At 69.5% G+C, this 18347-nt stretch carries 17 protein-coding genes; 13 read left to right on the top strand and 4 right to left on the bottom strand.

From position 1 onward, the window contains the following. Positions 1–27: 27 nt before the first annotated feature. A complete protein-coding gene (locus NBY65_RS25975; RefSeq protein ID WP_150042177.1) occupies positions 28–1023 on the bottom strand; it encodes an ABC transporter substrate-binding protein in 996 nt (331 codons plus the stop codon). 147 nt (positions 1024–1170) lie between these two features. Between NBY65_RS25975 and NBY65_RS25970 the strand changes: the two genes are divergently transcribed. The 10 genes from NBY65_RS25970 to cysC all read left to right on the top strand — a co-directional run bounded on the left by NBY65_RS25970 (position 1171) and on the right by cysC (position 12173). Further along, a complete protein-coding gene (locus NBY65_RS25970) occupies positions 1171–1506 on the top strand; it encodes a DUF1491 family protein (RefSeq protein WP_150042176.1) in 336 nt (111 codons plus the stop codon). Positions 1507–1720: 214 nt separating this feature from the next. Beyond that, positions 1721–2791, top strand: coding sequence for an OmpA family protein (locus tag NBY65_RS25965; RefSeq protein WP_150042175.1), 1071 nt, complete (start codon positions 1721–1723; stop codon positions 2789–2791). A gap of 249 nt (positions 2792–3040) precedes the next feature. Then, complete coding sequence (locus tag NBY65_RS25960; RefSeq protein ID WP_150042174.1) at positions 3041–4297, top strand: thiamine pyrophosphate-dependent enzyme; 1257 nt, start codon at positions 3041–3043, stop codon at positions 4295–4297. A gap of 3 nt (positions 4298–4300) precedes the next feature. After that, positions 4301–5314, top strand: coding sequence for an alpha-ketoacid dehydrogenase subunit beta (locus tag NBY65_RS25955; RefSeq protein WP_150042173.1), 1014 nt, complete (start codon positions 4301–4303; stop codon positions 5312–5314). 3 nt (positions 5315–5317) lie between these two features. Further along, on the top strand, positions 5318–6538 hold the full coding sequence (locus tag NBY65_RS25950; RefSeq protein ID WP_150042172.1) for a dihydrolipoamide acetyltransferase family protein: 1221 nt from the start codon (positions 5318–5320) through the stop codon (positions 6536–6538). Between the two features lie 13 nt (positions 6539–6551). Continuing rightward, the gene (gene pncA, locus NBY65_RS25945; RefSeq protein ID WP_150042171.1) at positions 6552–7217 is read left to right on the top strand and encodes a bifunctional nicotinamidase/pyrazinamidase; all 666 of its coding nucleotides are present in this window, start codon (positions 6552–6554) and stop codon (positions 7215–7217) included. A gap of 247 nt (positions 7218–7464) precedes the next feature. After that, complete coding sequence (cysE, locus tag NBY65_RS25940) at positions 7465–8334, top strand: serine O-acetyltransferase (protein ID WP_150042170.1); 870 nt, start codon at positions 7465–7467, stop codon at positions 8332–8334. Positions 8335–8744: 410 nt separating this feature from the next. Next, positions 8745–9464 (top strand): phosphoadenylyl-sulfate reductase, encoded by a 720-nt coding sequence (locus NBY65_RS25935; protein WP_239002881.1) that lies wholly within the window; start codon positions 8745–8747, stop codon positions 9462–9464. After that, positions 9461–10255: a sulfate adenylyltransferase subunit CysD gene (gene cysD / locus NBY65_RS25930; RefSeq protein WP_150042168.1), complete on the top strand. Its 795-nt coding sequence runs from the start codon at positions 9461–9463 to the stop codon at positions 10253–10255. Before NBY65_RS25935 ends, cysD begins: the two co-directional genes overlap by 4 nt. A 16-nt stretch (positions 10256–10271) precedes the next feature. Next, entirely contained in the window at positions 10272–12173 is a 1902-nt protein-coding gene (gene cysC / locus NBY65_RS25925) for an adenylyl-sulfate kinase (RefSeq protein WP_150042167.1), read from the top strand. A gap of 279 nt (positions 12174–12452) precedes the next feature. Here cysC and NBY65_RS25920 read toward each other — a convergent pair whose 3' ends face one another. Next, positions 12453–13667 carry an MFS transporter gene (locus tag NBY65_RS25920; protein ID WP_150042166.1) on the bottom strand — a complete coding sequence of 405 codons (1215 nt, stop codon included), beginning with the start codon at positions 13665–13667 and terminating at the stop codon, positions 12453–12455. Positions 13668–13756: 89 nt separating this feature from the next. Between NBY65_RS25920 and NBY65_RS25915 the strand changes: the two genes are divergently transcribed. Together NBY65_RS25915 and wrbA are read left to right on the top strand one after the other, a co-directional pair. After that, positions 13757–14320, top strand: coding sequence for a lipocalin family protein (locus tag NBY65_RS25915; protein WP_150042165.1), 564 nt, complete (start codon positions 13757–13759; stop codon positions 14318–14320). 123 nt (positions 14321–14443) lie between these two features. Beyond that, positions 14444–15043, top strand: a complete 600-nt coding sequence (gene wrbA, locus NBY65_RS25910; protein ID WP_150042164.1) for an NAD(P)H:quinone oxidoreductase — start codon at positions 14444–14446, stop codon at positions 15041–15043. Between the two features lie 563 nt (positions 15044–15606). Here wrbA and NBY65_RS25905 read toward each other — a convergent pair. After that, the gene (locus NBY65_RS25905) at positions 15607–16359 is read right to left on the bottom strand and encodes a hypothetical protein (protein WP_250265742.1); all 753 of its coding nucleotides are present in this window, start codon (positions 16357–16359) and stop codon (positions 15607–15609) included. A gap of 515 nt (positions 16360–16874) precedes the next feature. On the opposite strand from NBY65_RS25905, the gene NBY65_RS25900 reads away from it, so the two are divergent. Beyond that, positions 16875–17216, top strand: a complete 342-nt coding sequence (locus tag NBY65_RS25900; protein ID WP_150041304.1) for a hypothetical protein — start codon at positions 16875–16877, stop codon at positions 17214–17216. A gap of 143 nt (positions 17217–17359) precedes the next feature. Here the strand turns inward: NBY65_RS25900 and NBY65_RS25895 are convergent, their stop codons facing one another. Beyond that, positions 17360–18139 (bottom strand): DUF72 domain-containing protein, encoded by a 780-nt coding sequence (locus NBY65_RS25895; RefSeq protein ID WP_150041303.1) that lies wholly within the window; start codon positions 18137–18139, stop codon positions 17360–17362. Positions 18140–18347 lie beyond the last annotated feature (208 nt).

Below are 18347 nucleotides of genomic sequence, written 5' to 3'. Positions count from 1 at the left end.
CGGCAGAGCGAAATGTGTCGCGTCGCATCACGGACGCCGGGTCTCCGTCCCGGCCGCGTGGTCGATGAAGCGCAGTGTATAGGCGCGCTTCCAGTCGAGGTCGGCGGGATAGAGCCCCTGGGCGGACATCGTGGTGAAGAAATCGGCCCAGCGCGCATCGGTCATCACGCCGATGCCACGGCCGGCGGCATCGCCGGACTCGAGAATCCCGTGCCGCTTCAGCGCCGCCCGGCCGTAGGCGAGCAAGGCCTCGGTCATTTCCGGGTTGTCCTTGCGGATCAGGGCATTTCCCGGTGCCGGATCATCCCCGAGATAGGACCGCCAGCCTTCGATCGAGGCATCGACGAAGCGTTGCACCAGATCGGGCTTTGTGGCGATCAGCCGATCCGAGGTGGCGAAGAGCTGCGCATAGCCGGAGAATCCGGCATCGGCGATCAGCAGCACCACCGGATCGAACCCGGCCTGCGCGCGGATGGAGAACGGCTCGGACCCGAGGAAACCCTGCTGGATCGCTCCCTTGTCGGCCAGGAAGGGCTGCAGGTTGAAGGTATAGGGGCGGATCTGGGCGTCGCTGTAGCCGAACCTGGCGCGCAGGAAGTTCCACCATCCGGACCGGGTATCGGCGCTGATCATGATCGGCCTGCCGCGCAGGGCCGGGAAACTGTCATGGCCCTGCCCGGGATGGGCGATCAGCACCGAGGGGTCCTTCTGGAACATCGCCGCGACCACCCGGAAGGGGATGGCTTCCTTCACGAAGTTGAGGGCGATGAAGCTGTTGGAGGCGATGGCGACATCCAGCCGCCCGGCGAGCAGCAACTGTGTCTGGTTCACGCCCGGGCCACCCTGGCGGATGGTCACGTCCAGGCCGTGCCGGCGATAGATGCCGTTCGCCAGCGCCTGATAGTAGCCGCCGTACTCGGCCTCGGCGAGCCAGTCGGTGCCGAAGGCGATGCGGTCATCGGCGCGGGCCGGTGCGGCCGCGCACGCCAGCCCGATCAGCAGTGCGGCCAGGTATGCCCTCATTCCGATCCCTCCGTTGCCCGTTGCGCGCCCAGGATGTTGCGCCGATCGGCCGGAATGCCAGTCCGATCCTGCCGCCGCGTCCGGGGATTGCCAACCCGAAGGGGAAGAGGCTCATCTGCGCGGCATGAGCGACTCGGTGCGTCCGTCATGAGCATGCCGCGGGTGAAGGTAGGACTTTGGGTGCAGATGGCGCTGCGGCTGGGCCACGCCGATGGCCGCTACGGCGCGGTGCTGCGCCGGGGCGACGAGGATGCCGGCGGCGTGCTGGTGGTGCTGCGCGGACGCCAGGGGCTGTCCGTGCTGTCGCAGATCCGCACCGCCGAGGGCGAGGCCGCCTGGATCCGGGCGACCGGCCCCGTCGCGGTGGAGCAGGCAGTGGCCGACGCCTACATCGAGCGCCAGGTCCGGCGCGACCCCGATCTCTGGGTCCTGGAGTTCGAAAGCCCCGATCTGCTGCCGCCTTTCGACTGCAAGATCGTCTGACGGGGAGAAAGGCGGGCATTTTCACCTTTTGGTCCGATCGGGTGGCGAAACCTTCGGGTTGAAGCGACGTTCCGCTTCCCGTATCGGTCACTGTTGCGTCCTGGCCACAGCTTCGCTACCGCAGGGCCGCTCGCGGAGGCGTACAGTGTCCGGGAGCGGGCCGACTCGCAGTTTGGCTCCATATGGCACGATGCCCTCGACCGGATTGGACAGCATGAAGCGCGCTTTGCTTGCCACCACCCTGATCGCCCTCCCGCTCGCCGCCCGGGCGCAACCCATCGAGGGGCTTTATGTCGGTGGCGGCGCCGGCGCGAACTGGCTCGAGCAGGAGCGCATCCGTAGTTCCACCGTGGGCGGCGTGTCGGTACGACTGCCGGGTGACCAGCGCCTGAACTTCGACCCCGGCTTCGCCGCGGTCGGCAGCGTCGGCTGGGGCTTCGGCAATGGCGTGCGGCTGGAACTGGAAGGCAGCTACCGGCGCAACGGGGCCAACAAGGGCAGCGTGCCAACCGGCGTCACGGCGCTCGGCGGCGACCAGAAGACCTATGGCGCCATGGCGAACGTGTTGTTCGACATGGATATCGGCTCGCCCTACGTGTTCCCCTACCTGGGCGCCGGCGCCGGCTATCAGTGGCTCGAGCAGCGAAGCTGGCAGGTCGCCGGCGGCACGCAGCAATCCTGGTCGGGCACCCAGGGTGGTTTCGCCTATCAGGCGATCGCCGGCACGGCGTTTCCGGTACCCTGGGTGGTCGGGCTCTCGGCGACGCTGGAATACCGGTTCCTCGGCGTGAACGGGAAGCAGGGCTATTCCGGCCCGGGCGGGTTGCACGTCATCACCAGCGACCAGCACAACCACTCCGCGCTGGTCGGGTTGCGGTATGCCTTCAATGTCACGCCGCCGGCCGGCGCGGTGGCCCCGGTGCCCGCGCCGGTCACGGCGCCGGCCCCCGCGCCGACGCGCAGCTACCTGGTCTTCTTCGACTGGAACAGCGCGGCGCTGACCGATCGGGCGCGCCAGATCGTGGCCGAGGCGGCACAGGCGACCACGCGCGTGCAGGTGACGCGCATCGAGGTCGCCGGCCATGCCGACAAGACCGGCACCGCGGCCTACAACCAGCGCCTGTCACTGCAGCGGGCCGAGGTGGTCGCAGCGGAGCTGGTGCGCAACGGCGTGCCGCGGCAGGCGATCACCGTGCAGGGCTTCGGCGAGACCCGCCCCCTGGTGCCGACCGCCGAGGGCGTGCGTGAGCCGCAGAACCGGCGGGTTGAGATCGTCCTGAAGTAAAGGCCAGGGCTCCGCCCTGGACCTGCCAAGGGCCACAAGGCCCTTGGATCCCGTTCGCGCTGCGCGGCACAGAGTCATGGGTTCCAAGGGCGAAGCCCTTGGTGGAGGTCCAGGAGGCGAAGCCTCCTGGTGGGGTTTGGGGCAACGCCCCAAGATCAAGCCTGCGTGAAAAACGCGAATTGAGCGGGAGGTTTCCCGCGTGATGCGCACCTCTCCCGATGCGGCAACGGCTGATCGAGGGAGGAGCGCATGGACGGGCCGGACCGGAACGCGACGCCCGAGGGCGGGGCAACGCCGCGCCTGCACTTCCCGGAGCCGCCGGCCCGGCCGGGCCAGCCGCCCGATTTCTCCTGGGTGCAGGTGCCGCCCGCCGGCGCCGTGCCACGCCCTGACATCGACGTGCATCCGCGTGAGACGCAGGACCTCGCCAACCTGTTGATTCGCGTGCTTGACGAGGCCGGGGAGGCGGTCGGCCCCTGGGATCCCGGCCTGGATGCCGAGACGCTGCGCCGTGGCCTGCGGACCATGTTGCGGACCCGCGCCTTCGACGAGCGGATGGCCCGGGCGCAGCGCCAGGGCAAGACCTCGTTCTACATGCGCTGCACCGGCGAGGAAGCGGTCGCGGTGGCGCAGGCGATGGCGCTCGATCCGCGCGACATGACCTTCCCCACCTACCGCCAGCAGGGCATCCTGATCGCGCGCGGCTGGCCGCTGGTGGAGATGATCAACCAGATCTTCTCCAACCGCGGCGATCGGCTGAAGGGCCGGCAACTGCCGATCCTCTATTCCAGCAAGGAGGCCGGGTTCTTCTCGATCTCCGGCAACCTGGGCACGCAGTTTCCGCAGGCGGTGGGCTGGGCGATGGCGGCGGCGCTGAAGGGCGACGACCGCATCGCCGCGGGCTGGATCGGCGAGGGCGCCACCGCCGAGGGCGATTTCCACAACGCGATGACCTTCGCGGGCGTCTACCGGGCGCCGGTGATCCTGAACGTGGTGAACAACCAGTACGCCATCTCGACCTTCCAGGGGGTGGCGGGCGGCGAGGGCGCCACCTTCGCCTCGCGCGCCGCCGGCTACGGCATCGCCGCGCTGCGGGTGGACGGTAATGATTTCCTGGCGGTCTACGCGGCTTCCCGTTGGGCGGCGGCGCGGGCGCGGGGCAATTTCGGCCCCACCCTGATCGAGCATTTCACCTATCGCGCCGGCCCGCATTCCAGCAGCGACGATCCCGCACGCTACCGCCCCGCCGCCGAGGCCGCGTCCTGGCCGCTCGGCGACCCGGTGGCGCGGCTGAAGGCGCACCTGATCGCGCGCGACGCATGGTCGGAGGAACGCCACACCCAGGCCGAGGCGGAAGCGGCCGAAGAGGTGCGCGTGGCCTATCGCGCGGCGGAGGCGAACGGCACGCTGGGCGAGACGGAGCACGATCCCGCCACGCTGTTCGACGACGTGTTCAAGGAGATGCCCTGGCACCTGCGCGAGCAGCGCGATGCGATGGAGGGCTGAGCGATGCCGGCGATGACGATGGTGCAGGCGCTCAATTCGGCCATGGACGTGATGCTCGCGCGCGATCCGGACGTGGTGATCTTCGGCGAGGATGTCGGCTATTTCGGCGGCGTGTTCCGCTGCACCGAGGGGCTGCAGAGGAAGCACGGCCCGGCGCGCTGCTTCGACACCCCGATCGCCGAGGCCGGCATCATCGGCGTCGCCGTCGGCATGGGGGCGTACGGGCTGCGGCCGGTGATCGAGATCCAGTTCGCCGACTACATCTATCCGGCGACCGACCAACTGGTTTCCGAGGCGGCGCGGCTGCGCTACCGCTCGGCCGGGGATTTCACGGCCCCGATCACCGTGCGCGCGCCCTGCGGCGGCGGCATTTTCGGCGGGCAGACGCACAGCCAGAGCCCGGAGGCGATCTTCACCCATGTCTGCGGGCTGAAGACGGTGATCCCGTCCAATCCCTACGACGCCAAGGGCCTGCTGATCAGCGCCATCGAGGACGACGACCCGGTCATCTTCTTCGAGCCCAAGCGCCTTTATGGCGGTCCCTTCGACGGCCATCCCGAGCGGCCGGCCGTGCCCTGGGCGGGGCATCCCAGGGCCGAGGTGCCGGAGGGCTATTACGCGGTGCCGCTCGGCCAGGCGGCGGTGGTACGGGAGGGCGAGGACCTGACGGTGCTCGCCTATGGCACCATGGTGCACGTGGCCCTGGCGGCGGTGGCGGAAAGCGGCATCGACGCCGAGGTAATCGATTTGCGCACGCTGATCCCGCTGGACATCGAGACCATCACCGCCTCGGTGCGACGCACCGGTCGTTGCGTGGTCGTGCACGAGGCGACGCGCACCGGTGGCTTCGGCGCGGAACTCTCGGCGCTGGTGCAGGAGCATTGCTTCCACCACCTCGAAGCGCCGATCGAGCGGGTGACCGGCTGGGACACGCCGTATCCGCACGCGCTGGAATGGGCCTATTTCCCGGGGCCGCACCGTGTTGCCGCCGGCATGCGGCGGGCGCTGGAGGGCTGAGCCATGGGGCGCTTCGTCTTCCGCCTGCCCGATATCGGCGAGGGCATCGCCGAGGCCGAGCTGATCGCCTGGCATGTCCGGCCGGGCGATGCGATCGCCGAGGACGCGCCGATGGTCGAGCTGATGACCGACAAGGCGACGGTGGAAATTCCCAGTCCGCGCGCCGGGACCGTGGTTTCGATGAAGGGCGCGCCGGGCGAGCGGATTCCCGTGGGCTCGGAGCTGATCGTGCTGGAGGTGGAGGAAAAGCCGCAGCCGGCGCTGGCGCAATCCAGGCCGGCGGCAGCGATGGGGGAGGCGTCCCCGGCCAGGAATGTGGGCGTCGATGGGCATGAGGCCAGGGCTCCGGTGGCGACGCTGCCCGCGTCGGCGGCGCGCGTGCTGGCAGCGCCGGCGGTGCGGCAACGCGCCCGCGCCCTCGGCATCGATCTGCACGGCATTGCCGGCAGCGGACCGGAAGGGCGGGTCACTCATGCCGATCTCGACGCACATCTGCGCGACGGCGCAGCCCTCCCCACGCCACTCCGCACGGAGGTCGAGGACCTGCGCCTGACCGGGTTGCGCCGGCGCATCGCCGAGCGGCTGGAGGAGTCCTGGCGCCGCATCCCGCATTTTTCCTATGTCGAGACCATCGATGTCGGCGCGCTCGAGGACCTGCGCGCGGACCTGAATGCGCGCCATCCCGGCCGGCCGCATCTGACGCTGCTGCCCTTCCTGCTGCGGGCCCTGGTCGGCGCGATCCGGCGCGTGCCGCAGGTGAATGCGCAGTACGACGACGCGGCCGGGATCCTGCGCCGCCATGCCGCCCTGCATGCCGGCATCGCCGTGCAGACGCCGGGCGGGCTGATGGTGCCGGTGCTGCGCCATGCCGAGGCGCTGGACCTCTGGCAGGCTGCCGCCGGCATCGCCCGGCTCGCGGCGGCGGCGCGCGAGGGCCACGCCGGGCGCGAGGAGCTGAGCGGTTCGACGCTGACCATCACCAGCCTCGGCCCGCTCGGCGGCATCGTCAGCACGCCGTTGATCAATCCGCCGGAAGTGGCGATTGTCGGGGTCAACCGCATCGTCGAGCAGCCGGTGGTGCAGGGGGGAGGAATCGTGGCGCGACGGATGATGAACCTGTCGTGCTCCTTCGATCATCGCGTGATCGATGGCTGGGACGCGGCGACCTTCGTGCAGGAGGTGAAGGCGCGGCTGGAACAGCCGGCCGCGCTGTTCATGGAATAAGGGGAGAGGGATGATGGCCGAGCGCATCCGCATCGATCCGGTCACGGACGCGTTGCTGTTGGTCGATGTCCAACCGGACTTCATGCCCGGTGGCGCGCTGGCGGTCCCGGACGGCGATGCCGTGCTGCCGGTGATCAACCGCCTGCTTGCCGGGCCGTTCCGGCATGCGGTCGCCACCCAGGACTGGCACCCGCCGGGGCACGCCTCCTTTGCCAGTGCCCACCCGGGGCGGGCGCCGTTCGAGACGGTCGGCGCGCCGTACGGGCCGCAGACGCTGTGGCCCGATCATTGCGTGCAAGGCAGCCCGGGGGCGGCCCTGCATAACGGGCTCGACCAGGCGCGCATCGAATTGATCCTGCGCAAGGGCTGGCATCCTTCGGTGGACAGCTACTCGGCTTTCCGCGAGAACGACCGCACCACCTCGACCTGCCTGGATGCCTGGTTGCGCGCGCGCGGGTTCCGGCGGCTGTTCCTGACCGGGCTTGCTACGGATTTCTGCGTGGCCTGGTCGGCCGAGGACGCGGTGGCGCTGGGATTCTCGGTGGTGGTGATCGAGGATGCCTGCCGCGGGATCGGCCTGCCCGCGGCATCCGGCCACAGCAGCATCGACATCGCCCGCGAGCGGCTGCAGCGCACCTTCGGCGTTCCCTTCGTGACCAGCGACCTGCTGGCAACCTGATGGCGAGGCGCGCGGCCCGGATCGTTATCCCACCGCGATGAGAGCATGCGCCCGGCGGCATCTCTCGCATTCGGGCAATTCGCTTGTCGGTGGCGTGGTATGGACATAAGCGAAACATCGCGGCCGGCCCGGAAGTGAATCTTTACCCGGCCTCGCTTGCGCCTTCCGGTGACCGCACCGACATAGCTGCGCCATCGCCACCTCGCTCACCCGCCCTGCACAGCCCCTCAGGCAGGAGACCTCGCCAATGCCGCGTCCGACCCTCGGCCACCTGACCCTGGTCTCCCGAAACCCGCAGGATCTGCAGGAATTCACAGATTCCCTGTGGTCGCGCCTGCGGCAGGAAGCGGAGGAGGCCTATCATTGCGCCCCCCAGCTCGCGCCGCTGTTTCTCGATTCCATCATCAACCAGCCCAGTTTCGAAGGCGCGGTGGTGCATCGCGTCGCCTCACGCCTGAAGAACGACGTGATCTCCCTGCCGTTGATCGTGCAGGCCTTCCATCGCGCGCTGGCGGCGGATCCGGCGATCGGCACGGCGGTGCGCGCGGATATCACCGCGGTCTACGAGCGCGATCCGGCCTGCGAACGGTTCATCGAGCCGTTCCTGTATTTCAAGGGGTTCCACGCCATCCAGGCGCATCGCCTGACGCACTGGCTCTGGGGCAACGGCGAGCGTGATTTCGCGCTGTATCTGCAGAGCCGCTCCTCCGAGGTGTTCCAGACCGACATCCATCCGGCCGCCCGGTTCGGGCAGGGCATCTTCCTTGACCATGCCACCGGCCTGGTGGTGGGCGAGACCGCCGAGCTGGAAGACGATGTCTCGATGCTGCAGAACGTCACCCTCGGGGGCACCGGCAAGGAGGCGGGCGACCGCCACCCCAAGGTCCGCCGCGGCGTCATGATCGGGGCGGGGGCGAAGGTGCTCGGCAACATCGTGGTCGGCGAGAACGCCCGCATCGCCGCCGGCTCGGTGGTGCTGCGGCCGGTGCCCGCCCATGCGACCGTCGCGGGGGTGCCGGCGCGGGTGATCCGGACGGAAACGCCGGATCGGCCTTCCCAGACCATGGACCAGATTCTGCGGGATCTGTCGTACGAAGCGTTCAATTACACGATCTAAACACGATCTTAATCGCGACCTCCGGCGGCACTGGTATAAGTATCAAGCACGCCAATATGGCGTGAGATGAATCGCCGGCCCCACGGTTGATCCGCCGCGTGCCCTTTGTCGGGGCACGCGGCCGAATGGCTTTATCACGTGTGCAACCAACTGGCCGGACGGTCAGCGGGAGGTCAGCCTGTGTCCTTGTCATTGGGCCGGGAAATCGGCGCGCCTCGCCATCACGCGCGAGCGATGCATGGCCGTCATGAATTGCAATAAGATAACGTAAAACATGCTTGAATGACAAAATTACAACGTACATTTTGCGGTCAGGTTCACCGCGCCGAAGGTCGGGGGGCATCGTGACGACATTCCATGCCCGCGCGCTACAGCCGGTCGATCCGCTTTTCCCGAAGGCCGGGGCTGCCATCGACCTCCTGCGCGAGGCCATCGTGCGCACCCACCATGGCCACATCGCCGTGGTTTCATCCTTCGGGGCCGAATCCGCGCTGCTGCTGGCCCTGGTCGCCGGGATCGATCCCGGCTTGCCGGTGCTGTTCCTCGACACCGGCAAGCATTTTCCTGAAACCCTCGCCTATCGCACGCAGCTCGTTGCGCGACTCGGCCTGACCGACCTGCGGGTGGTGCAGCCGGACGCCGCCGCCCTGGCCCGGATCGATCCGGACGGCACGCTGCATCGCTTCATCCCCGATGATTGCTGTGCGCTGCGCAAGGTCGCGCCGCTCGAACACGCGCTGGCGCCGTTCGATGCCTGGATCAGCGGGCGCAAGCGCTACCAGTCAGCCGGCCGGGCCGTGCTGCCGCTGCGCGAAGAGGTGGATGGCCGGGTCAAGCTCAATCCCCTGGCCGAATGGAGCGCGGCCGAGATCGCCGCCGAGATCCGCCGGCGCGACCTGCCGGCGCATCCGCTGGTGGCGCGCGGCTTTCCCTCGATCGGCTGCGCCCCCTGTACCCGCGCCGTGGGCCCGGGCGAGGATGTCCGCGCCGGCCGCTGGGCCGGGTCGGGCAAGACCGAATGCGGCATCCATCGCTCCCCGGCCTCGCGGCGCCCCGACCCACAGCCGGTTTTCCCCCAGCCAATCCCCGCTTCTCCTTCCGCGACCCCAGCCACCGGAAATGAGCCATGACCGATCTCGATCACCTCGAAAGCCAGAGCATTTTCATCCTGCGCGAGGCGTACCGGCGCCTGCGCCCGCTCGGGCTGTTGTGGTCGCTCGGCAAGGATTCCAACGTGCTGGTCTGGCTCGCGCGCAAGGCGTTCCTGGGGCGGGTGCCGTTTCCGGTGCTGCATGTCGATACCGGCCGGAAATTCCCGGAGATGTACGCCTTCCGCGACCGCTATGCCGTCGAATGGAGTCTCGACCTCCGCATCGGTGGCTGCCCACCGGTCGATGAGATCGATCCCACGCTGCCGCCCGCGGCGCGCTCGGCGGCGCGCAAGACCGTGGGCCTTGCCAACCTGATCGAGCGGGAACGCTTCGCCGGGGTGATTGCCGGCATCCGCCGCGACGAGCAGGCGACGCGGGCCAAGGAGCGGGTGTTCAGCCCGCGCGGGGCCGGGCATCGCTGGGACGTGCGCAACCAGCCGCCGGAGTTCTGGGACCAGTTCGTCGCCCCGGTCGAGCCGGGGGCGCATGTGCGGGTGCATCCGCTGCTCGCCTGGCGCGAGATCGATGTCTGGCGCTACATCGAGCGCGAGGGCATCCCGGTGGTGGACCTTTATTTCGCCCGCGACGGCCGCCGCTACCGCTCGCTCGGCGACCAGGACATCACCCAGCCGGTGGTGAGCGAGGCCACCACCATCGCTGAGATCATCGCCGAGCTGCAGGCTACGCGCGAGGCCGAGCGCGCCGGCCGCGCCATGGACCATGAATCCGAGGACGCCTTCGAGCGCCTGCGGATCGCCGGCTATCTCTGAGCGGGAGAACAGGCAGATGTCCGAGGCTCCCGCGGTCGAGGCCGTCACGGTCCCGCCGCCGACCGCGACGACACCGATCGTCATCGTCGGCCATGTCGACCACGGCAAATCGACGCTGATCGGTCGGTTGCTGTACGACACCGGCAACCTGGCGGAAGGCCGGGTCGATGCCGTCATCGCCTCCAGCGAGCGGCGCGGGTTGAAGGTGGAATGGTCGTTCCTGCTCGACAGCCTGCAGGCCGAGCGCGACCAGGGGGTGACGATCGACAGCACCCGCCTGCCGTTCGTGCTGGATGGCCGGCCCTTCGTCATCGTCGATGCGCCCGGCCACCGGCAGTTCCTGCGCAACATGGTCACCGGCGCCGCCGGGGCCGGTGCCGCGGTGCTGGTGGTGGACATCGCCGAGGGCGCGCAGGAGCAGACCCGCCGCCATGCCGTGCTGCTGCGCCTGATCGGTGTGCGGCACGTCATCGTGGTGCTCAACAAGGCCGACCTGCTCGACTTCGACCAGGACCGCATCGCTTCCGCCAGCAGCGCCGTCCTGGCCCTGCTCGAGCGGCTGGAAATCCGCCCGGTGGTGCTGATCCCGGCCTCGGCGCGGCATGGCGACAACGTGGCCGCGCGATCGGAGCACACGCCCTGGTACGAAGGACCGACGCTGACCGAGGCCCTGGCGCAGGTGCCGCCGCTGCCCTCGCAGGCGGAGGGGCCGCTGCGCCTGCCGGTGCAGGACGTCTATCGGTTCGATGACCGGCGGCTGGTGGTCGGGCGGATCGAGAGCGGCCGGCTGAAGGTCGGCGATGCCGTGGTGGTCGGCCCGCACGGCACGCTGGCGCGCATCGCCGCGATCGAAGGCTGGCACACCAATCCCCAGATCGCCGCCGTCGCCGGCCAGTCGGTGGCGCTGGTGCTGGAACCCGACGTGGTAGTGGATCGCGGCGACCTGCTGCATCCGCCCGGCCAGCCGCCGCTGCGGGCGGCGCGGCTGCGCGCCCGGCTGTTCTGGTTGCGGCAGGAGCCGTTGCGGGTGGGTGAATCCTTCCGCCTGCGGCTGGCCACCGCCGAGCACACGGTGACGGTGGCGGCGATCGAGTCCGTGCTGCAGATCGAGGACCTGACCGAACACCCCGCCGACCACGTGCCGCCCGAGGGCTTCGCCGAGATCACGCTGGCGGCCCCGGAAGGCGTCCTGTTCGATCCCTTCGCTGCCGCCGGCGCCGGCGGGCGCGGCGTGCTGGTGGACCGTCACCAGCAGATCGTCGGCGGCGCCCCGCTGCTCGGCCCGGCGCCGCTCGCCGTCGCCGCGCCCTCGGTGTTCCCGGTCGACAGCGCGGTCAGCACCTGGGAACGGGCGCAGGCGAAGGGTCACCGCAGTGGCGTGTTCTGGATGACCGGCCTGCCCGGCGCGGGCAAGAGCACGATCGCGCGCGCCACCGAGGCATTGCTGTTCCGGCACGGCCTCGACGTGGCGGTGCTGGACGGCGATACGTTGCGGGCGCGGCTGTCGCGCGATCTCGGCTTCTCGCCGGCCGACCGGCACGAGAACGTGCGCCGCGCCGCCGTGGTGGCGCGCATGATGGCTGATGCCGGGATGGTGGTGCTGGTGGCGCTGATCTCGCCGCGCGCGGTCGACCGGACACTGGCCCGCACGACGGTGGGCGAAGGGTTCCACGAGATCCATATCCACGCCGACCGCGACACCTGCGAACGGCGCGATCCCAAGGGGCTGTATGCGGCGGCGCGGGCGGGCAAGCTCGCCGGCTTCACCGGCATCGATGCGCCCTACGAGATCCCGGAGGCGCCCGATCTCGTCGTCGATACCACGGCGGGCAGCGCGGCGCAGGCGGCCGAGCGCCTGGCCGCCCATATCGAGGGCAAGCTGATGTTGCCGAGCGCCCGCGCGGTAAAGCGGTCCTGAGGTCTTTCGCGGTTCAACATGACCTGCCACCGCCGGGGCGCCGATCCGGGCCGGAACCGGTCGGATGCGCCGGCGGTGGCAGTGCGCGGACACTCCGGCGGGCGCGAGAGAGAGGGGAACCGCCGGTTGTCGCCAGGAATGCCGCGACCCGGTCGGGCGGACCCGGGCCGCGGCGCTCCTGCAAGATCGGGCCGTCATCGTGGCCGACGCCGAAGTCTTTACTGCTATTGCGACTGACTCGCAATAGCATTTCGACAGGGTGCCGTCCCGCTCGCACCTTCAGGGGCGCGGCGGTGCGGCCCCGATCCGTTTGACCGGGGCGATGGCCAGCAGCACCAGGCACAAGGCGATGTTGATCCCCGCCGCCGCGCACAGCAGCAGGGTCGTCGCGACGGGGCCGACCTGCGCGATCAGCACCGTCCCGATCGCCGGCGAGGCCGCCTGCGCCAGCAGGGCAGGCGCCGCCAGTTGCCCCATCAGCGCCGCGTAGCCCTCCCGGCCGAACAGCGCGAGCGGCACCGTGCCGCGGGCGATCGAGCGGACGCCGTTGCCGCCGCCGTACAGTACCAGCCCGGCGGCCATCACGCCGGCGCCGCCCATCAGCATGGCCAGACCCGCCGACACCGCCACCATGGAGACCAGCAGGCTCCAGAGCGGGTGGTGGTGCCGGCCGAACGTGGCCTCGATCACGCGGGCACCGACCTGGGCCGGCCCGATCAGCATGCCCAGCCCCACCGCGGCGGCCAGGTCCAGGCCCCGCGCCTGTACCAGGGTGATCAGGTGCACCGACACCACCGTGGTGACCACTGAGGACAGGGTCATGATCATGGCGAAGACGATCAGCGCGGAGCGCCGCCCGCACGGGGACGGCGCCGGGGCGGCGGCCTCGGCTGCCGGCAGCGCGGGCGGACGGGGCGCTTCCTGCGGCAGTCCGATCAGATACAGCGGCAGCATCACGGTCAGCGCGATCAGCGCATAGGCCAGGCAGGTTCCCCGCCAGCCCACCTGTGCCACCAGAAAGGCCGAGAGTGGCCAGCAGACCGTGCTGGCGAAGCCGCCGTAGAGCGTCACCTGGGTGATCGCGCCGCGGGCCTGGTCCCCGTACAGGCGTCCGAGTGCGGCGAAGGCCGGGTCATAAAGGCCGGCCCCCATCGCCAGTCCCATCACCAGCCACGCAGCCAGGAACATCGGCAGCGAGGGGGCGCCGGCCAGCAGCGCCAATCCGGCCGCCATCAGCACGGCACTGCCCGCCAGTACCCGCCGTCCGCCGGACCGCTCGATCAGCCGTCCGATCGCGGGCGAGACCAGCCCAGAGACCAGCAACCCGAGCGAGAGGGCGCCGACGACCCACGGCAACGGCCAGCCGGTATCGGCGGCGACCGGCGCGGCGATGATGGCCGGCAGGTAGTAGGAAGCACCGAAGGCCAGGATCTGGGCCACCCCGATCGCCGAAACGACCAGCAGGCGCGGGCGGGAAGCATGGGGGCCGAACATGCGGTGACGCTAGAGCAACATCTTGTGGTTTGGCGAGAACCCGGCATCGCGCATCTTGCGGTGCCTGCGCCCATCGCCACCTTGAGCGCATGGTTGCTGATATCCTCGTCGCCGCCGTCAATGCGCTGCGTCGCCGCTCTCCGCCCGGGCCGCCCCTGATGACGGTGCCCTCGGTCGATCTGACGCGCTATCTCGGCCGCTGGTACGAGGTCGGGCGGTTGCCCAATCCGGAGCAGGATGGCAACGGACGACGCTGTGTCGACGTGGTGGCCACCTATACGGCCCGCCCGGACGGCACGGTCACGGTGCACAACACCGCCCGCGATGCCGCGGCGGGGCTGCGCCGGCGCTCGGTGCGGGCGCGGGCGCGCGCGGTGGACGACAGCGGGGCGCGGTTGCGGGTCGTGTTCTTTGGGCTGTTCGGCGGCGATTACTGGGTGCTCGGCCTGGACGAGGCGTATCGCTGGGCCGTCGTGGGAACCCCCAGCCGCCGCCGGCTATGGCTGCTGTCCCGTACGCCGGCCCTGCCGCCCGACGACTATGCCCGGGCGCTCTCCATCGCGGCGGCGCAGGGCTACGACCCGGCCCGCATCGTGCCCACGCTCCAGTCGGCGGCGCAGGACTCCATCGTCAGGGTGCCGGCGGTGACCTGATCCGTCGCATCCCCTCGCGCGGGATTGTGTGGCTGGCCCGGTGGCCAGGGCAGCGGTCCAGGCCATGTCAGCTTGCGCAAGCCCTGACCGGCACCGCCGTGCCGGCAGGCCGGGGGAAAGACCATGACCAATGTGCTGATCGCCTTCTATTCCCGTTCCGGTACCATCGAGAGCCTGGCCGCCGCCGCAGCCGAGGGCGCCCGCAGCGAGGGGGCGGAGGTACGGCTGCGCCGCGTGCGTGAACTTGTCTCCGACGAGGTGATGACCCGGGTGCCAGGCTGGCACGAGACGGCGCAGCGCATGAATGCCGCCTACGAGGCGCCCTCCGCCGAGGATGCGGTATGGGCCGACGCCGTGATCCTGGGGACGCCGACCCGGTTCGGATGCGTCAGCTCGGAGCTGAAGTCCTGGATCGATTCGCTCGGTGGCCTGTGGGCTGCCGGCAAGCTGGTCGGGAAGGTGGGATCGGTGCTGTCCTCCACCGCTTCGCTGCATGGCGGCAACGAGGCCACCATCCTGTCGCTCTGGCCGCCGCTCGCGCATCTGGGCTTCATCATCGTGCCCACGGGCTATGCCGACCCGGCGATGACGAAGGCCGGCACGCCCTATGGCGCGACCGCCGCCGTCGGGCAGAGCCCCCGGCCGATCACCGAGGATGAACGCGCCGCGGCGCGATGGCAGGGGTGCCGCGTGACCCGAGTCGCGACGGCGCTGCGAGGATAGGGCAGGGGAATTAAAGCCCTTCTCGTTCCCCTCGGGGGCCGGAGGTTGCTGAAATTCCACAAATTATCATGTCGCACGAAACATTCCGCTTGGCTTGCCGCGGGGCAGAGGCTAGCGTCCGACGAATGCCGGTGGCGGATTAGCCGCCTGGGGGCCCCTCATTCATATGGAAGAGGCCCCTTCGCCTCAGAGACGCATGACCCGCCGACGTCGAGACGACCGGATATCTGTGCAGCCCGCCCGCGGCCGACCCTTGCGCGGGCGTTCTTTGTACGTGCACTGGTACGGTCGCCGTCGCGCCAACCCAGTTCACGTGCAAGGAGGCACATATGCTCGGCCCGCGCCGATGCAAGGTGGCGCGTTGCGCCCCTTCGGCATCAGCCGCGACCGGGCATGACCTGCCTTCTGTTTATCCATCGCGCCGTTGGAGGACGACATGACCGCCGAAGAATTCGTCAAGCGCCCTTACCATTTCCTGGTCTTCCTGGCTTTCGTCGTTGTGGTGCTCCTGTGGGTCGCTGGTCACGGCGCTGCAGGCGCGGCGCTGTATGCGCTGATCGGTGTTATGACGATCGTTGCCAGGGCCCGTCCTGACTGGCCGGGCCGGGACAAGATTTCCCACGACTACCTTCCTCTCGTGCTGATCGCCTGGCCGCTGTTCGCGGTGCGTGACGCGCATTGGGCGTTGATGACAGGCAACGACAAGGCCGAAACAGCCACTGCCGCGCCCAAAGCCGTTGCTGCTGCCAAGCCGGACCGGGTGGTTGCAACATCGCCGAGCCCGGCCGCCGCCGCGGCCGTCGCCGTGGCGGCGGCCAAGCCTGCGCCGGCCCCTGTCGCCGCCGCGCCACGCCCGGCGCCCGCGCCTGCGCCGACGCCCGCACCGAGCCCTGTCGTCGCCGCCGCGCCACGCCCGGCGCCCGCGCCTGCGCCGACGCCCGCACCGAGCCCTGCCGCCGCCGCGCCACGCCCGGCGCCCGCGTCTGCTCCGGCACCCGCGCCGAGCCCGGCCCCTGCCGCCGCCGCGCCACGCCCGGCGCCCGCGCCTGCTCCGGCACCCGCGCCGAGCCCGGCCCCTGCCGCCGCCGCGCCACGCCCGGCGCCCGCGCCTGCTCCGGCACCCGCGCCGAGCCCGGCCCCTGCCGCCGCCGCGCCACGCCCGGCGCCCGCGCCTGCTCTGGCGCCCGCACCGAGCCCGGCCCCTGTCGCCGCCGCACCACGCCCGGCGCCTGCTCCGGCGCCGGCGCCCGCGCCGAGCCCGGCCCCTGCCGCCGCTGCGCCACGCCCGGCGCCTGCTCCGGCGCCGGCAGCCGCATCCCCTGCGGTCCCGGCGCGTCCCGCCGCCGTGACTCCGGCGCCGCGTGTGGAGGCCAAGACCCCGACGAAGAAGGGATCTTCGCGCAAGCGTCCGAAGTAAATCCCGGCATGGGACCAGGCGGCCGACCGAAGGTTGGTCGCCCGCCCCTGGCCCCTGCCTGCGGTGATCGCCGTCACGTGCGATCATCCGCTGGGGGGCTGAGCGGCCCTGTGCCGAAGTAGCTGCAAGTCAAATCAGGCGCCGCTGGCAAGCCTTCCTGCCTGGGATACGATACGGCTGATACGTGACGCTCCGGCCTCATGGGGCCGGCAGGCGGGCCTTTGGCCGCTCCACCGATAAACCTTTCCGCCAGAACAGGAACCTGAACCGTGCAGGCCCGAAACGGCTGGCCTCCGTCGGTGAAGCGTGCCGGCAGCACGGATGAGCCTAATTGCTGCAGTCGCGAAGGGAGTCATGTTATAGGACAAAAATGAGCTGCACTCATTCGCGGCTCGTATTGAGGTAATCGTCATCATGAAATTCTTTGTTGCAGCGCTTGGCGCCCTGATTGCCTTCGGCATGGCTGGGCAGGCATGCGCCGCTACCATCAAGCCCGGCCAAGGCGTTGAAACGCAGATCGGGTCTTATTCTCTTGTTTCTTACTTTACCAGGGCCGGGTCGGATCTGCGCGTGGTCACGACCGCCCAACGGATCGACGACGAGCGCGGGGAGCCGATACGGATGGTGGCGACCCTGGCACCGGGACAGGAAGCCATACTCTCCGTGCCGCAGAAACTCGGCGAGCCCGCACTCAGCGTGACCATCATCCGCGTTGGCGACAGTATCGAACTGCATTGTGGCAATGCCGGCCAATAGTCATGTAGGCGGATCAGCACGAATGGGTTGCAAGGGTCTTTTGGCCGTCACGCGACAGCGCCCTGGCCTTTCCTGATGCTGATGGGGCCGCGCTCCGCTCCCGGCGTCATGCACATGCACGCATTTACATGTCGTGCCCAGCGTCATCCGCCATCGCACCGCCCCACACGGTGAGCGCCTTCCATTGGCCGGCGACATCTGTCCGCCAGGCACCGGCAGAGGCGCAACGCATCGTTGGTGGCTTCTCCGCGAGCCGTGTTGTCGAAGATGCACCAGACCACCCGGGCCGAGGTCGCTTGTCGGAGGATCCGTGTCGCAAGGTCCTCGATGACATCTGTCGGATAGGCCGAGTAGTACATTTGTGGAGAGCCATGCAGGCGATGGTAGACCAACTGATCGTCTCCGCCCGGTCCGGCCGCGGCGGCGACGATTGCCGGGTCCGCCGCCACGCGGGCCACGGCGAAGCGGCGCAGCATGGCCTCGGCCGGGTCGGTGAACCATGACGCATGCCGTGGTTCGCAGACCACTTCACCGGCGCAATGTTGCCGCAGCCCGTCAAGGAACGGCTCCACGGAGGCCGCGGCAAAGCGCAGGGCAGGGGGGAGTTGCACAAGCAGCGGGCCAAGCCTGTCCCCCAGCCCGCTGACGGCAGCGAGGAACCGCAGCAGTGGCCCGGTGCTGTCCTCCAGCCCGCGGACATGCGTGATCTCCTTCGGCAGTTTCACCGCGAAACGGAATGCCTCGGGCACGCTGCGCGCCCAGCGCTCGTACGTCGCCAGCCGGTGCGGACGATAGAATGAGGAGTTGATCTCAACCGCACCGAAGCGCCGGGCATAGCGTGCCAGGTGAGTTTCGCCGGCGGGAAAGGCGGCCGCATATTGCGGCGGAATACTCCAGCCCGCGATCCCAATATGCACGGGCATCGGCGCGCCCCTTACTGCGTTGCATTGCCACGATCATTCAACATAAAACTGTTGGCATTTTTAAATATTAAAATTTGCCATTTAAAATTTGACTCAAGATTTATTTGTACTTATCGGGGTAGGGGGTGATCGCTTCACAGTGCGTTTCATAGCGCATGTCAACTTCCATCAAATGATTTTTTACCCATCAACAATGATTCATCTCTGT

Origin of the sequence: Rhodovastum atsumiense, assembly GCF_937425535.1 — a bacterium.
GTDB classification, from domain to species: Bacteria; Pseudomonadota; Alphaproteobacteria; order Acetobacterales; family Acetobacteraceae; genus Rhodovastum; species Rhodovastum atsumiense.
This window is presented reverse-complemented; position numbering and strand designations above follow the sequence as displayed.

Bases quoted from the DNA above. Each gene is read 5' to 3' on its own strand.
- NBY65_RS25975 (WP_150042177.1), bottom strand. From the start codon at position 1,023: ATGAGGGCATACCTGGCCGCACTGCTGATCGGGCTGGCGTGCGCGGCC.
- NBY65_RS25970 (WP_150042176.1), top strand. From the start codon at position 1,171: ATGAGCATGCCGCGGGTGAAGGTAGGACTTTGGGTGCAGATGGCGCTG.
- NBY65_RS25965 (WP_150042175.1), top strand. From the start codon at position 1,721: ATGAAGCGCGCTTTGCTTGCCACCACCCTGATCGCCCTCCCGCTCGCC.
- NBY65_RS25960 (WP_150042174.1), top strand. From the start codon at position 3,041: ATGGACGGGCCGGACCGGAACGCGACGCCCGAGGGCGGGGCAACGCCG.
- NBY65_RS25955 (WP_150042173.1), top strand. From the start codon at position 4,301: ATGCCGGCGATGACGATGGTGCAGGCGCTCAATTCGGCCATGGACGTG.
- NBY65_RS25950 (WP_150042172.1), top strand. From the start codon at position 5,318: ATGGGGCGCTTCGTCTTCCGCCTGCCCGATATCGGCGAGGGCATCGCC.
- pncA (WP_150042171.1), top strand. From the start codon at position 6,552: ATGGCCGAGCGCATCCGCATCGATCCGGTCACGGACGCGTTGCTGTTG.
- cysE (WP_150042170.1), top strand. From the start codon at position 7,465: ATGCCGCGTCCGACCCTCGGCCACCTGACCCTGGTCTCCCGAAACCCG.
- cysD (WP_150042168.1), top strand. From the start codon at position 9,461: ATGACCGATCTCGATCACCTCGAAAGCCAGAGCATTTTCATCCTGCGC.
- cysC (WP_150042167.1), top strand. From the start codon at position 10,272: ATGTCCGAGGCTCCCGCGGTCGAGGCCGTCACGGTCCCGCCGCCGACC.
- NBY65_RS25920 (WP_150042166.1), bottom strand. From the start codon at position 13,667: ATGTTCGGCCCCCATGCTTCCCGCCCGCGCCTGCTGGTCGTTTCGGCG.
- NBY65_RS25915 (WP_150042165.1), top strand. From the start codon at position 13,757: ATGGTTGCTGATATCCTCGTCGCCGCCGTCAATGCGCTGCGTCGCCGC.
- wrbA (WP_150042164.1), top strand. From the start codon at position 14,444: ATGACCAATGTGCTGATCGCCTTCTATTCCCGTTCCGGTACCATCGAG.
- NBY65_RS25905 (WP_250265742.1), bottom strand. From the start codon at position 16,359: ATGCGGCTGCCGGCGCCGGAGCAGGCGCCGGGCGTGGCGCAGCGGCGG.
- NBY65_RS25900 (WP_150041304.1), top strand. From the start codon at position 16,875: ATGAAATTCTTTGTTGCAGCGCTTGGCGCCCTGATTGCCTTCGGCATG.
- NBY65_RS25895 (WP_150041303.1), bottom strand. From the start codon at position 18,139: ATGCCCGTGCATATTGGGATCGCGGGCTGGAGTATTCCGCCGCAATAT.